The sequence below is a fragment of the Burkholderia stagnalis genome (genome assembly GCF_902830275.1).
Classification (GTDB): domain Bacteria; phylum Pseudomonadota; class Gammaproteobacteria; order Burkholderiales; family Burkholderiaceae; genus Burkholderia; species Burkholderia stagnalis.
In genome coordinates this window covers 64,015-78,730 of the sequence record NZ_CADESW010000030.1, presented here as the reverse complement: position 1 = coordinate 78,730, position 14,716 = coordinate 64,015, and the positions used below count along the sequence as shown (strand labels likewise).

10 protein-coding genes and 1 rRNA gene are annotated in these 14,716 nt (G+C 67.5%); 9 read left to right on the top strand and 2 right to left on the bottom strand.

The annotated features are described in order from the left end of the window. The first annotated feature begins 7 nt into the window (after positions 1 to 7). Positions 8 to 120 (top strand): 5S ribosomal RNA (rrf, locus tag HWY45_RS33540). A gap of 232 nt (positions 121 to 352) precedes the next feature. On the opposite strand, the gene HWY45_RS33535 is transcribed toward rrf, so the two are convergent. After that, positions 353 to 1,783: a class I SAM-dependent methyltransferase gene (locus tag HWY45_RS33535; protein WP_059884187.1), complete on the bottom strand. Its 1,431-nt coding sequence runs from the start codon at positions 1,781 to 1,783 to the stop codon at positions 353 to 355. Between the two features lie 826 nt (positions 1,784 to 2,609). Then, the gene (locus HWY45_RS33530; protein ID WP_059885822.1) at positions 2,610 to 3,302 is read right to left on the bottom strand and encodes a TetR/AcrR family transcriptional regulator; all 693 of its coding nucleotides are present in this window, start codon (positions 3,300 to 3,302) and stop codon (positions 2,610 to 2,612) included. Between the two features lie 354 nt (positions 3,303 to 3,656). Here HWY45_RS33530 and HWY45_RS33525 point away from each other — a divergent pair, with 354 nt between their 5' ends. From HWY45_RS33525 to HWY45_RS33490, 8 genes are all read left to right on the top strand, one after another. Continuing rightward, positions 3,657 to 4,937 carry a Zn-dependent hydrolase gene (locus HWY45_RS33525; protein WP_059885821.1) on the top strand — a complete coding sequence of 427 codons (1,281 nt, stop codon included), beginning with the start codon at positions 3,657 to 3,659 and terminating at the stop codon, positions 4,935 to 4,937. A 127-nt stretch (positions 4,938 to 5,064) separates the two neighbouring features. Continuing rightward, on the top strand, positions 5,065 to 6,402 hold the full coding sequence (locus HWY45_RS33520) for an NAD(P)-dependent oxidoreductase (RefSeq protein WP_059885819.1): 1,338 nt from the start codon (positions 5,065 to 5,067) through the stop codon (positions 6,400 to 6,402). Between the two features lie 68 nt (positions 6,403 to 6,470). Beyond that, positions 6,471 to 7,778 carry an NAD-dependent dihydropyrimidine dehydrogenase subunit PreA gene (gene preA / locus HWY45_RS33515; RefSeq protein ID WP_059885837.1) on the top strand — a complete coding sequence of 436 codons (1,308 nt, stop codon included), beginning with the start codon at positions 6,471 to 6,473 and terminating at the stop codon, positions 7,776 to 7,778. Between the two features lie 120 nt (positions 7,779 to 7,898). Then, entirely contained in the window at positions 7,899 to 9,407 is a 1,509-nt protein-coding gene (locus HWY45_RS33510) for an NCS1 family nucleobase:cation symporter-1 (RefSeq protein ID WP_059802604.1), read from the top strand. Positions 9,408 to 9,456: 49 nt separating this feature from the next. Beyond that, the gene (gene hydA, locus HWY45_RS33505) at positions 9,457 to 10,914 is read left to right on the top strand and encodes a dihydropyrimidinase (protein WP_059885817.1); all 1,458 of its coding nucleotides are present in this window, start codon (positions 9,457 to 9,459) and stop codon (positions 10,912 to 10,914) included. A gap of 416 nt (positions 10,915 to 11,330) precedes the next feature. Continuing rightward, entirely contained in the window at positions 11,331 to 12,221 is an 891-nt protein-coding gene (locus HWY45_RS33500) for a nucleoside-specific channel-forming protein Tsx (RefSeq protein ID WP_059885815.1), read from the top strand. Between the two features lie 62 nt (positions 12,222 to 12,283). Further along, positions 12,284 to 13,330, top strand: coding sequence for a purine-nucleoside phosphorylase (locus HWY45_RS33495; RefSeq protein WP_059885813.1), 1,047 nt, complete (start codon positions 12,284 to 12,286; stop codon positions 13,328 to 13,330). Between the two features lie 97 nt (positions 13,331 to 13,427). Beyond that, positions 13,428 to 14,702 carry a NupC/NupG family nucleoside CNT transporter gene (locus HWY45_RS33490; RefSeq protein ID WP_059885812.1) on the top strand — a complete coding sequence of 425 codons (1,275 nt, stop codon included), beginning with the start codon at positions 13,428 to 13,430 and terminating at the stop codon, positions 14,700 to 14,702. Positions 14,703 to 14,716: the final 14 nt, after the last annotated feature.

Below are 14,716 nucleotides of genomic sequence, written 5' to 3'. Positions count from 1 at the left end.
CTCTTTGCCTGATGACCATAGCGAGTCGGTCCCACCCCTTCCCATCCCGAACAGGACCGTGAAACGACTCTACGCCGATGATAGTGCGGATTCCCGTGTGAAAGTAGGTAATCGTCAGGCTCCCTAAGCCAGAAACCCCCGCCCAACCGGCGGGGGTTTTTGCATTTGCGGCGTGGAAATGCGCGCAGTTCGCGCGGAATGCAAAGCATGCATGCCACGTCAATCAGCGCAGCATCACTCCCCGGCACACGAGCCTTGGTGTCGTGTAGTCACGGTGACTCCGCGCCAGGCCCCGCGACCGGCAACTACCGGCGCGTTCTACTTCTTCTTCAATCCAGAATCACCGCACGTGTCACGCTCCGCGCAGCACGCCGAGACGCGCAAGCCGGTCCGGGCGTGGCATCGCCTCGCCGGCGATCCAGCGCAGCGCCTGCGTTGCCTCGTCTGACTTCACCGCGATGCCGCTGCCAAGCGCTTCGCAGGGCACGAACGTGGGCGTCGCGTCGTCGGCGCTGCTCGCCAGCGTCAATGCCAGTGCCGCCGATGGGCTTGCCGCACGTCGCTCCCCCGTTTCCGTGTAGCCGCCTGCCTGGGCGAACGGCGTCAACGTACCGCTCGCGACAAGGAACAGCAGGTTCTGCAGGATCTCCGGCGGGTTGTGGCGCTCGCCGCCGAGACGAGCAACGATCTCACCGATTCGCATTGAGCCTTGCCGCATCAGCGCACGCAGATCGGCGATGAAGTCGGGCTGAAAACTCAACGCGCCGCGCGGTATCGCCACGCGTGTCTCGATCCGTTCCACCTCGGTCGTGCAGCCGATCGCGATCTCGTCGAGATAGCGGATGGCCTGGGCCGGCGCTTGGCTTGCGAGCGTGCCGCGCACGAACACATCGCGGCGAAAGCGGCGGTTGACGGCGAAGTCCTCGGCCAGATGTCGTAGCCGCGCGTTCGGCAGTGCCGCGATTGCGTTAGCGGCCTGGCGGTCCATCAGCAGCATCGGATGATTGTCCGCGAGCGTTGCGCTGCCCGCGTAAGCGAGGTTCGCCGCGGCCATCTCGTCGACGACGTCGACCGAGTAGTGGACCTCCCACGCCCGGTTCAGGAACTCGTGCGCGAGGTATTCGTGCGGATCCTTCGCGAGCGCGGCCAGCGCGTCGGCGGCGGCCGGATTGTCGCGGAAATACCGGACACTCGGGTTGCCGAGACTTTGCATGCTGGCGATCGCGCTGCCCGTGCGCGCATCGATGCCGCCGTCAGCCGCCTGTGCCAGTTCGAGCATCAACTTGCGCAACGGCATTTCGGCCGCCCAGCCCGGGTGACAGTTGTAGCTGACGTAGACCCGCCCTTCATCGGCCAGGTGTCGCGCGATCAATTGCCGGACAACGTGCCGGACATCAGCATCGACCCAGCTGTAGACGCCGTGCATCACAATGAAATCGAACGACGGCAGATCCTGGCCGAGCAGCGCGTCGAAGCTCGCCTCGTGGAACACGACATTGTCGATCCCGAGCCGGGCCGCGCGCCGCGCGGCCGCGTCGATGTGGGCCGGATTGAAGTCGCACGCGTGGAATTCGGCGTGCGGAAATGCCGCCGCATTGATGACGGTCGAATGCGCGAAGCCGCAGCCGAGGTCGAGGTAGCGGAACGGCCGGTCCAGCGCCTTCGGCCGGCCGCCGCCCAGCACGCTGGCGTAGTTCAGCCACGCGGGGGACAACTCGCGATGGAAGCGGTCCGGGAACGTGACGTCGCTCACGTAGCCGGAGAAAGGATCGGATGCTTGCATGAGAATGGAAACACGATTCGGTTGCCGGCCCATGCGGCACAGCGGAACGCGTACTCCGGCCGGCGCGCCGTGACCCGCGAAGCGGTATCAAGCGGCGCGGCGACCGCAGGTCGGCTTGCCGCGCGAGCTTACCATACGGTCCGGGCGCGGACGGCGTGGGACAGGCGCAGTTCAACCGTAGCGCGATTCCGAACGTGCATTCATCTGATGACTCATCCGTCGCACGACCTATTGCATCGTTGTGGGCGCAACGATCGTGCGACAGCACGAATCACCGGATCATGAAGCGTCTGCACGCAGTACGGCCCCGTCATCCCACACCCACGTCAGACAAATACCCGTGCTAACGCGTCGCACTCGGCGAGACGGCACCGCACGCCCGGATCACCAGCTGACGTACGGCCCCGTCATCCCACGCACACGTCAGAAAAATGCCCGTGCTAACGCTTCGCACTCGGCGAGACGGCACCGCACGCCCGGATCACCAGCTGACGTACGGCCCCGTCATCCCACGCACACGTCAGACAAATGCCCGTGCTAACGCTTCGCGCTCGGCGAGACGGCACCGCACGCCCGGATTACCAGCTGACGTACGGCCCCGTCATCCCACGCACACGTAGACAAATACCCGTGCTAACGCTTCGCGCTCGGCGAGACGGCACCGCACGCCCGGATCACCAGCTGACGTACGGCCCCATCATCCCACGCACACGTAGACAAATGCCCGTGCTAACGCTTCGCGTTCGGCGAAACGGCGCCGCACGCCCGGATTACCAGCTGACGTACGGCCCCGTCATCCCACGCACACGTCAGACAAATGCCCGTGCTAACGCTTCGCGTTCGGCGAAACGGCGCCGCACGCCCGGATCACCAGCTGAACCACCTGTTCGGATTTCTCCGCAAACGCCTTCTGCGTCAGCGCGCGCTTGCCGCTCAATGCGCGGATTTGCGCATCGAAGTCCGCGTAATGCTGCGTCGTCGCCCAGATCAGGTACATCAACGCCTGCGCGTCGATCGGCGCGAGCAGCCCGCGCGCGATCCAGTCATCGATCACCTTCACGCGCGTGTCGAACCACGGTTTGACGCGCAGCGCGAGGATGTCCTGCATGTGCTCCGCGCCCTGGATGATCTCGTTCGCCCATACCTTCGAGCCGAGTGGCCGCCGGCGCGACAGCGCCATCTTCGCGCGCACGTAGCCGCCGATCGCCTCGACCGGGTCGTCGCTGTCCTCGAACGTGTTGGCGGCCCGATGCCAGTCCTCGAACAGATCCTCGAGCACGCGGCGGTACAGCGCCAGCTTTGTCGGGAAGTAGTAATGCAGGTTGGCTTTCGGCAGGCCGGCGCGCTCCGCGATCATCGCGGTGCTCGCGCCGTCGAGCCCGCGTTCCGCGAACACGGCTTCGGCGCACGCGAGCAGATGCGCTTCATTCGACTCGCGAATGTGCGCCTTGCGTCGCCGCAAAGGCGTGGGCATTTCGTCGCGTTTCGTCATTTCCGCTACCGCTTCGTCACGTTTCATCGTAGGCCTCGCGCGGCGCGCATGCCGCGTTGCGCTTCATTCTAGCCGCCCGGCATTGCGACGGCACACGTGCGGATGCGTGTGCGCACCGCATATGTTGCGATGCAGTGGCACGCTTCTCGCTATATCTGTTCACGCAAGAAAGACGTTGATTTGGCAGAAAGATTAGCCTAAAACCTGTCCAATCGGACAGGATTGGATGAGCGGCAGATGGCCTTGGCGACACGCCCGGCCAGATGTCGCCGGTGAGCCGGAATCGTGCACCGGGTGCGTGCGGACATGCCCCATCAAACACCGCGCGTGCACCGGCAGCGACCGAACCGACAGCATGACCGACCCAGAGGAGCAACGCGCATGAACGCGGTATCCGAAGCAGTGAAGCGGGCAACACTCGACCCGTCGATCAAGGTCGACGGCACGCGCTTGTGGGACAGCCTGATGCAGATGGCGAAGATCGGCGCGACGCCGAAGGGCGGCGTCTGCCGCCTCGCCCTCACCGATCTCGACAAGGCCGGCCGCGACCTGATCGTCAGTTGGGCGAAAGAAGCCGGCTGCACGGTGACGGTCGACCGGATGGGGAACGTGTTCATGCGTCGCGCAGGACGCGTGGCGGATGCGCCGCCGGTCGTCACCGGGTCGCATGCGGATTCGCAGCCGACGGGCGGCCGTTTCGACGGCATCTACGGCGTGCTGGGCGGACTCGAAGTGATTCGCAGCCTCAACGATCGCGGGATCGAAACCGAGCATCCGGTCGAGGTGGTGATCTGGACCAACGAGGAGGGCTCGCGCTTCGCGCCCGCGATGGTCGCCTCGGGCGTGTTCGCCGGCGTCTTCCCGCTCGAATACGGCTTGTCGCGCAAGGATGTCGACGGCAAGACGATCGGCGACGAACTCGCGCGCATCGGCTACGCCGGCGACGTGCCGTGCGGCGGCCGGCCGCTGCATGCGGCGTTCGAGCTGCATATCGAGCAGGGGCCGATTCTCGAAGCGGAGCAGAAGACGATCGGCGTCGTCACCGATGCGCAGGGGCAGCGCTGGTATGAAATCACGCTCACGGGGCAGGAGGCGCATGCCGGCCCGACGCCGATGCCCCGCCGCCGCGACGCGCTGCTGGGCGCATCGCGCGTGGTCGACCTCGTCAACCGGATCGGGCTCGACCACGCGCCGTTCGGGTGCGCGACGGTCGGCATGATGCAGGTGTATCCGAACTCGCGGAACGTGATTCCGGGCCGCGTGTTCTTCACGGTCGACTTCCGGCATCCGGACGACGCCGTGCTCGCGCAAATGGACGCCGCGCTGCGCGACGGCGTCGCGCGCATCGCGGCCGGCATCGGCCTCGACACGCAGCTCGAGCAGATCTTCTACTACAAGCCCGTCGCGTTCGACGCCGACTGCGTGGCGGCCGTGCGTGCCGCGGCCGAGCGCTTCGGCTATTCGCATCGCGACATGGTGTCGGGCGCGGGCCACGACGCGTGCTATCTCGCGCAGGTCGCGCCGACGTCGATGGTGTTCGTGCCCTGTGTCGACGGCATCAGCCACAACGAGATCGAGGACGCGACGCCCGAATGGATCGAGGCCGGCGCGAACGTGCTGCTGCACGCGATGCTGTCGCGCGCATGCGAACCCGCGTCATGACGACGCTGCCGTAGCCGGCATCCCCTTATCGACTGATCGTACGCATTGCTATCAATATGCCGTCCCGGCTTCGCGCGAGCGCGGCCGGCAGGCACGGCTTTGTCCTCACCTTGACGAAGGAACGAGTATGGCCACCCAGCAAACCGGCGATATCGCCGCGCACCGCCTGTCGTCCGAGCAACTCGCGTGCGAGTTCGCCGATATCGCGCCGCTGCTCGATCCGACCGCCGCGGCCGCCGCGGCGAGCCGGTGCCATTACTGCTACGACGCGCCGTGCGTGCAGGCCTGCCCGACGCGGATCGACATTCCCGGCTTCATCCGCAAGATCGGCAACGGCAACCTGAAGGGCGCGGCGACGGACATCCTGTCGGCGAACCCGCTCGGCGGCATGTGCGCGCGCGTGTGCCCGACCGAGATCCTGTGCGAAGGGGCGTGCGTGCGCAATCACCAGGACGCGCAGCCGGTCGCGATCGGCGCGCTGCAGCGGCATGCAACCGACTGGGCGATGGCGTCGGGCGCGGTGTCGTTCCGGCGCGCGCCCGACACGGGGCGCCACGTCGCGGTGGTCGGCGCCGGGCCGGCCGGGCTCGCATGTGCGCACCGGCTTGCGCTGGCCGGGCACCGCGTCACGCTGTTCGACGCGCATGCGAAGGCGGGTGGGCTCAACGAATACGGGATCGCGGCCTACAAGACCGTCGACGACTTTGCGCAGCGCGAGGTCGACTGGCTGCTGTCGGCCGGCGGCATCGCGCTGCGGACGGGCGTCGCGCTCGGGCGCGACGTGACGCTCGACGCGCTGCGCGAGCAGCACGACGCGGTGTTTCTCGCGATCGGCCTTGCCGGCGTGCGCGCGCTCGCGCTCGATGGCGAAGCGCTCGTCGGCGTGATGAACGCGGTCGATTTCATCGAGCAGGTGCGGCAGGCCGATGCGCTCGAGCACGTGCCGGTCGGGCGCCGCGTGGTGGTGATCGGCGGCGGCAACACGGCGGTCGATGCGGCCGTGCAGAGCCGCAAGCTCGGCGCGGCGAGCGTCACGATGGTTTATCGGCGCGGTGTGGATGCGATGAGCGCGACCTGGGCCGAACGCGAGTTCGCGCAGAAGAACGGCGTCACGCTCGTCACGCACGCGAAGCCGGTGCGCCTGCTCGGCCGCGACGGGCAGGTGAGTGGCGTGGAATTCGAAGGGGCCGCGGGCGACCGCTTCACGCTCGACGCGGACATGGTGCTGAAGGCGATCGGCCAGGTGCTCGTGCCGGCCGGCGTCGCGCGCGAGCTGCTGACGCTCGACGGCGGCCGGATCGCGGTCGACGCGAACGGGCAGACCACGCTGCCGGACGTCTGGGCGGGCGGCGACTGCGCGGCCACGGGCGGCGTCGACCTGACGGTCCAGGCGGTGCAGGACGGCAAGGTCGCGGCCGCGTCGATCGACGCGGCGCTTGCGCAGCGCGACGCGCGGGCGGCATGAGCGACGGGCTCACGCCCGCCGCACGCACCACCGATCACGACAACGACCCCACACTCACGGAGCCGATCATGGCCGACCTTCGCTGCACCATCGCGGGCATCACTTCGCCGAATCCCTTCTGGCTCGCGTCCGCGCCGCCGACCGACAAAGCCTACAACGTGAACCGCGCATTCGAAGCGGGCTGGGGCGGCGTCGTGTGGAAGACGCTCGGGCTCGATCCGCACGTCGTCAACGTCAGCTCGCGCTATGGCGCGGTGCAGTGGAACGGCCAGCGCATCGCGGGGCTGAACAACATCGAGCTGATCACCGATCGCCCGCTCGACGTGAACCTGCGCGAGATCGCACAGGTGAAGCGCGACTGGCCGGACCGCGCACTGATCGTGTCGCTGATGGTGCCGTGCAACGAACGCGACTGGAAATGGATCCTGCCGCTCGTCGAGGACACCGGCGCCGATGCGGTCGAACTCAACTTCGGCTGCCCGCACGGGATGAGCGAGCGCGGGATGGGCGCGGCGGTCGGGCAGGTGCCCGAGTATGTCGAGATGGTCACGCGCTGGGTCAAGGAGGGCACGAAGCTGCCGTGCCTCGTGAAGCTGACGCCGAACATCAGCGACATCCGGATGGGCTCGCGCGCCGCATACAAGGGCGGGGCGGACGGCGTGTCGCTGATCAACACGATCAACTCGATCGTCGCGGTCGACCTCGACCAGATGGCGCCGATGCCGACGGTCGACGGCAAGGGCACCCACGGCGGCTATTGCGGCCCGGCCGTGAAGCCGATCGCGCTGAACATGGTCGCGGAGATCGCGCGCGACCCCGAGACGCCGAACCTGCCGATCTCCGGCATCGGCGGCATCTCGTCGTGGCGGGACGCGGCCGAGTTCATCGTGCTCGGCGCCGGCAGCGTGCAGGTGTGCACGGCGGCGATGCACTACGGTTTCCGGATCGTGTCGGATTTCGTGGACGGGCTGTCGAACTGGATGGACGACAAGGGCTACGCGACGCTCGACGACGTGCGCGGCCGCGCGGTGCCGAACGTCACCGACTGGAAATACCTGAACCTGAACTACGACATCAAGGCGCGCATCGACCAGGATCGCTGCATCCAGTGCGGGCTGTGCCATATCGCGTGCGAGGACACGTCGCATCAGGCGATCACGCGCGAGAAGGGCGGCGTGCGCCACTTCGAGGTGATCGACGCGGAATGCGTCGGGTGCAATTTATGCATGCATGTGTGCCCGGTCGAGCAATGCATCACGATGGCGCGCGTCGACTCGGGAAACTATGCGAACTGGACCACGCATCCGAACAACCCGTCGCGCGTCGACGCAGGTGCGGGCACCGCGGAACCGGAGAAGCACGCGAAGGCCGCTTGACCGGCGTGCGGCGCGCGAGGCGTTGGCCTCGCGCTGCCGTTTCAGATCCATTCGAGCCGGTGTCGACCCCGTGTCGCACACGACATCGCGCCGGCGCGGACGATTCCGTGGAGTGTCTCAATGAAGCTGACAGCGAACCCCGCCGATCCCGACGGCGCCGCCGCGCACGGCGGCAACCTCTACAACGACGACCTCGCACCGACGACGGCCGCGCAGCGCACGTGGAAGTGGTATCACTTCGCGGCGCTGTGGGTCGGGATGGTGATGAACATCGCGTCGTACATGCTCGCGGCCGGCCTGACCGAGGAAGGCATGTCGCCGTGGCAGGCGGTGCTGACGGTGCTGCTCGGCAACCTGATCGTGCTCGTGCCGATGCTGCTGATCGGCCACGCGGGCGCGAAGCACGGCATCCCGTATGCGGTGCTCGTGCGCTCGTCGTTCGGCACGCAGGGCGCGAAGCTGCCGGCGCTGCTGCGCGCGATCGTCGCGTGCGGCTGGTACGGCATCCAGACCTGGCTCGGCGGCAGCGCGATCTACACGCTGCTCAACATCCTGACGGGCAACGCGCTGCATGGCGCGGCGCTGCCGGTCATCGGCATCTCGCTGGCGCAGCTCGCGTGTTTTCTGGTGTTCTGGGCGCTGCAGCTCTATTTCATCCTGCACGGCACCGATTCGATCCGCTGGCTCGAGAGCTGGTCGGCGCCGATCAAGGTCGTGATGTGCGTCGCGCTCGTCTGGTGGGCGACGTCGAAGGCGGGCGGGTTCGGCTCGATGCTGTCGGCGCCGTCGCAGTTCGCGGCGGGCGGCAAGAAGGCGGGGCTGTTCTGGGCGACGTTCTGGCCGGGGCTGACCGCGATGGTCGGCTTCTGGGCGACGCTCGCGCTCAACATCCCGGATTTCACGCGCTTCGCGCATTCGCAGCGCGACCAGGTGATCGGGCAGTCGATCGGGCTGCCGGTGCCGATGGCGCTGCTGTCGGTGGTGTCGGTGGTCGTGACGTCGGCGACCGTCGTGATCTACGGCAAGGCGATCTGGGATCCGATCGACCTGACGAGCCGGATGACCGGCATCGGCGTCGGCATCGCGCTCGTGATCCTCACGCTCGACACGATGTGCTGCAACCTCGCGGCGAATCTCGTCGGCCCCGCATACGATTTCTCGAGCCTGTGGCCGAAACGGATCTCGTATCGCACGGGCGGCCTGATCACCGCGACGATCGCGATCGTGATGATGCCGTGGAAGATCCTCGCGACCACCGACGGCTACATCTTCACGTGGCTCGTCGGATACTCGGCGCTGCTCGGGCCGGTGGCCGGGATCCTGATGGTCGACTACTTCCTGATTCGCGGCACGCGGCTCGACACGCGCGCGCTGTTCGACGAGAACGGCCGCTTCAGCTACACGCGCGGCTGGAACCCGGCCGCGCTCGCGGCGCTGGCCGCCGGCGTGCTGCCGAACCTGCCGGGCTTCCTGCATACGGCGTTTCCGGCGTCGTTCCCGAACGTGCCGGCGTTCCTCAACACGCTTTATACGTACGCGTGGTTCGTCGGCCTCGTGCTGGCGTCGCTCGTGTACGGCGCATGGATGAAATGGCGGGCCGCGCAAGGCGCGCAGGTGGCGAGCGCCTGAGCGGCGCCCGCGCGGCACGGACACTGGCAGTCAACGAGGAGGCAGCACCATGGCAATCCTGATTCGCGGCGGCACCGTCGTCGATGCGGACCGCAGCTATCGCGCGGACATCCTGTGTGCCGATCCGCAGGACGGCGGCACGATCCTGCAGATCGCGGAGCGGATCGACGCGCCGGCCGGCGCGTCGATCGTCGATGCGCACGACCAGTACGTGATGCCGGGCGGCATCGACCCGCATACGCACATGGAGCTGCCGTTCATGGGCACGACGGCGAGCGACGATTTCTATACGGGCACCGCGGCGGGGCTCGCGGGCGGCACGACGAGCATCATCGATTTCGTGATCCCGAGCCCGAAGCAGCCGCTGATGGACGCGTTCCACGAATGGCGCGGCTGGGCCGGGAAAGCGGCGGCCGATTACGGCTTTCACGTCGCGGTGACGTGGTGGGACGAAACCGTGCATCGCGACATGGGCACGCTCGTCCACGATCACGGCGTGTCGAGCTTCAAGCATTTCATGGCGTACAAGAACGCGATCATGGCCGACGACGAAGTGCTCGTGAACAGCTTTTCACGTTCGCTCGAACTCGGCGCGCTGCCGACCGTGCATGCGGAGAACGGCGAGCTCGTGTTCCGCCTGCAGAAGGCGCTGCTCGCGCGCGGCATGACCGGGCCGGAGGCGCATCCGCTGTCGCGCCCGCCCGAGGTCGAGGGCGAAGCCGCGAACCGCGCGATCCGCATCGCGCAGGTGCTCGGCGTGCCGGTCTATATCGTGCACGTGTCGTCGAAGGATGCGGTGGACGCGATCGCGCGGGCGCGCATCGAAGGCCTGCGCGTGTTCGGCGAAGTGCTGCCGGGGCATCTCGTGATCGACGAAGCCGTCTATCGCGATCCGGACTGGACGCGCGCGGCGGCGCACGTGATGAGCCCGCCGTTCCGCTCGGCCGAGCATCGCGAGGCGCTGTGGCGCGGGCTGCAGGCCGGGCAGCTGCATACGACGGCGACCGATCACTGCGTGTTCTGCGCATCGCAGAAGGCGATGGGCCGCGACGACTTCACGAAGATCCCGAACGGCTGCGGCGGCGTCGAGGATCGAATGTCGGTGCTGTGGCATCACGGCGTCAATCACGGCCGCATCACGCCGAACGAGTTCGTGCGGATCACGTCGACGAATGCCGCGCAGATCTTCAACCTGTATCCGCGCAAGGGGGCCGTGCAGGTGGGCGCGGACGCCGATCTGGTGGTGTGGGATCCCGCCGCGACGAAGACGATCTCGGTCGATACGCATCACCAGAAGGTCGATTTCAACGTGTTCGAGGGCATGACGGTGCAGGGCGTCGCGACGCATACGCTCACGCGCGGCGCGCTCGCGTGGGCGAACGGGGAATTGCGCGCGGTGCGCGGCGCGGGGAAATACCTGAAGCGGCCGCCGCAAGCCGCGTATTACGAGGCGACGCGGATCGCGAACCGGCGCAAGGAGCCGCATCCGGTCGAGCGCAACGGGTAGACGAACCGTGCGCCGCCGTGCGCCATCGCCGGGCCGGAATGGGCCACGGCCGCGGCGATGCGCACGGCGGCGGGCAGGCATCTTCGTTCAGCATCCTGTCCGAACGGTCAACATATGGCATGGGTTGTGCTTGATTCCTCCCGTTTTATCCGCGGGACTCGCCGAAAGCTGACTGCCTGGTCAACATCGACGCGCGCACGCACCTGAAGCAGGCGGCGCGCTCGAATGTGGGGCAGTCGGCGCGTACGGCGCTCCATGGCCGGCGCATGCGCGTCGCGCTTCGAACAACAAGAAGACGGACGTATGGAATCAGGCGAATGTGCATAGAAGAACTGAATAACGAACCTGGGTGCAGAAGACGATCGAAATCGACGAGGGTACGTGCCGGCGCCGCGCTGCTTGCGGCGGCGGCCGGCATGCTCGCCGCACCGGCGGCGCAGGCCGACGCGCCGCCGGCTGGCCCGCTGCTCGCGGAAAGCGGCGCGGTCGTGCCGAATCCGCCGCCGGCGCCCGCGCCGTCGCCGTATCTGTCGACGTGGTTTCACCAGAGCATCGGCGTGATCGGCTCGAAGGACATCCGCTTCGGGCCGCATGCGACCAACGACGTCTACCTCGAATACGAGTATTTCGGCCGGAAAGGCCCGTTCGACCTGTACGGCTACGTGGACGTGCCGCGCGTGTTCGGCGCCGGCAACGGCTACGACACGGGCATCACGAACAAGGGCTCGCCGCTGTTCAGCGAGCAGGAGCCGCGCGTGTCGATCGACGAGCTCGTCGGCCGGCCGCTCGGCTTCGGCCCGTTCAAGGAATGGTACGTGGCGTTCGACTGGATCTACGACCACGGGCGCAACACGGCGGGACGCCAGAACACGCTGTACGCGGGCTTCGGCACCGACATCGACACGCATACGAAGCTGCTGCTGTCCGCGAACCTGTACGTGCGCCGGCAGTGGGAGAACTACGGCGCCGCGAACCAGAACTCGTGGGACGGCTATCGCGCGCAGATGAAGTACATCTACCCGATCGGCACGTTCCATGGCGGCAACCTCACCTACGTCGGCTTTTTCAACTACGACTTCGGCTCGAAGCTGCGCGAGGAATCGGGCGGCGACGCGCGCACCGACACGGCGTTCGTCGCGACGAACGTGCTGATCTATTCGTTCAAGCACTGGCGCTTCTGGACGGCGGCCCGGTATTTTCACAACGGCGGCCAGTGGAACGGGACCGAACTGAATTTCGGCGACGGGCCGTTCCGCAACCGCTCGACCGGCTGGGGCTATTACGCGAGCGTCGGCTATCAGTTCTGAGGCCGGCGCCGCAGGCAGCACGATTCACGCATCATCACGAGAACCATCCATACGAGGGAACCATGTTCAAGAAACAATGGCTGAAACGATTGATGCTGCTGGTGCTCGCGGGCGCGTTCGCGGCCGCCGCGCAGGCGGCCGGCGATGGCGCGCGTCGGCCGCGTGCCGTCAAGGTGCTCGTCATCACGATGTTCGGGCCGGAAGGCAAGGCGTGGCTCGATCGCCTCGGGCCGCTGCAGCGCATCGCGGTGCCGGGCCTGTCGCCCGACTATCCGGCGGTGAGCTGCACGCGCGACGACGTCTGCGTGCTGACGACCGGAATGGGCCACGCGAACGCGGCGGCATCGATGGCCGCGCTCGTCTATTCGCGGCAGTTCGACCTGCGCAAGACCTACTTCCTGATCACGGGCATCGCGGGCATCGATCCGGCGCAGGGCACGCTCGGCTCGGCCGCATGGGCGCGCTACCTGGTCGATTTCGGCATCCAGTGGGAGCTGGACGCGCGCGAGATTCCGGCCGGATGGAAGTCGGGCTACCTGGGCATCAACACCAAGAGCGAGAACGAGAAGCCGCCGCTCGACTACCGCACCGAGGTGTTCCAGCTGAACGAGGCGCTGCTGCAGAAGGCGCTGGCGCTGTCGCGCGACGTGACGCTGCACGACAGCGCGGAGGCGGCCGCGTATCGCGCGAAGTATCCTGACGCGCCCGCCAACCAGCGCCCGAAGGTCATCCAGTGCGACACGCTGGCGGGCGATACGTGGTTCTCGGGCACCGCGCTCGGCCAGCGCGCGCGTGACTGGACGCGCCTCGTGACCGACGGCAAGGGCGTGTACTGCACGACGCAGCAGGAAGACAACGCGACGTTCGAAGTCGTGAAACGCGCGGCGGCCGCGGGGCTCGCCGATACGCAGCGCGTGGCCGTGCTGCGCTCGGGTTCGGACTTCGACCGTCCGCCGCAGGGCGGCTCGGACGTCGCCAACCTGCTCGACTACCAGAGCCAGGGCGGTTTCGTGCCGGCGCTCGACAATCTCTATCTCGCCGGTTCGCCGCTCGTGAACGCGATCGTGAAGGACTGGGCGCACTGGCAGCACGGCGTGCCGGCCGAGTGACGGCAGCAAGCCGCGCCGCATCGGCTTGCGCTGCTTGCGCCGCGCGCATGACGGGCCGCTCGGCGCGAGCGCTTTCCAACATCGAAAGGGGCTTCACGTGGATATTCTGCGCAGTCTGTTGGGCATGCTGTTCCTGCTGCTGGTCGCGTATCTGCTGTCGAACAACCGGCGCGCGGTGCGCGGCCGCACGATGGTCGCCGCGCTGTGCACGCAGCTCGCGATCGGCGCGCTCGTGCTGTTCGTGCCGCCCGGCCGAGCGGCGCTCGCGGCGGCCGCGAGCGGAGTCAATCGCGTGCTCGACATGGGCAATCACGGCATCGCGTTCGTGTTCGGCGGGCTGGTCGACAGCCGGATGTTCCAGCTGTTCGGCGACGGCGGCTTCGTGTTCGGCCTGCGCGTGCTGCCGATGATCATCTTCGTCACCGCGCTGATCGCGGTGCTGTACTACCTCGGCGTGATGAAATGGCTCGTCGCGATCCTCGGCGCGGCGCTGGCGAAGCTGCTCGGCGTGAGCCGCATCGAAGCGTGCTCGGCGGTCGCGACGATCTTCCTCGGGCAGAGCGAGATGCCGGCGCTCGTGAAGCCGTTCGTGAAGCATATGACGAGCGCGGAGATCTTCACGGTGATGGCGAGCGGCATGGCGTCGATCGCGGGCTCCGTGCTGGTCGGCTACGCGGGCCTCGGCGTGAAGATGGAATATCTGCTCGCCGCGTCGTTCATGGCCGTGCCGGGCGGGCTGCTGTTCGGCAAGCTGCTGTTCCCGACCGTGGAGCCGAGCCGCGTCGTCGTCGACGGGCTCGACTTCGACGACAAGCGCGCGGCCAACGTGATCGAGGCGGCGGCGTCCGGCGCGTCGGTGGGCCTGCGGATCGCGATCAACGTCGGCGCGATGCTGATCGCGTTCGTCGGGCTCATCGCGCTGATGAACCTGCTCGTGAGCGGCGTGGCCGCGCTCGTCGGCTTTCCGCAGGTCACGCTGCTGGGCCTGCTCGGCCGCGCGTTCGCGCCGCTCGCGTGGATGATCGGCGTGCCGTGGCACGATGCGGTGCTGGCCGGGAACTTCATCGGCGAGAAGCTGATCTTCAACGAGTTCGTCGCGTACGGCGACTTGTCGCCGTACCTGAAGGACAGCTGGCATGTCGCGGCGGCGGGGCTGCAGGTGCTCGACCCGAAGACGGTCGCGATCGTGTCGTTCGCGCTGTGCGGCTTCGCGAATTTCTCGTCGATCGCGATCCTCGCGGGCGGCTTCAGCGCGGTCGCGCCGGAGCGGCGCTCGGAAGTGACGCGGCACGGGCTGCGCGCGCTGACGGCCGCAACGCTGTCGAACCTGATGAGCGCCGCGATCGCCGGCTTGTTCTTCTCGCTGCATTGAGATCTTACCGAGGA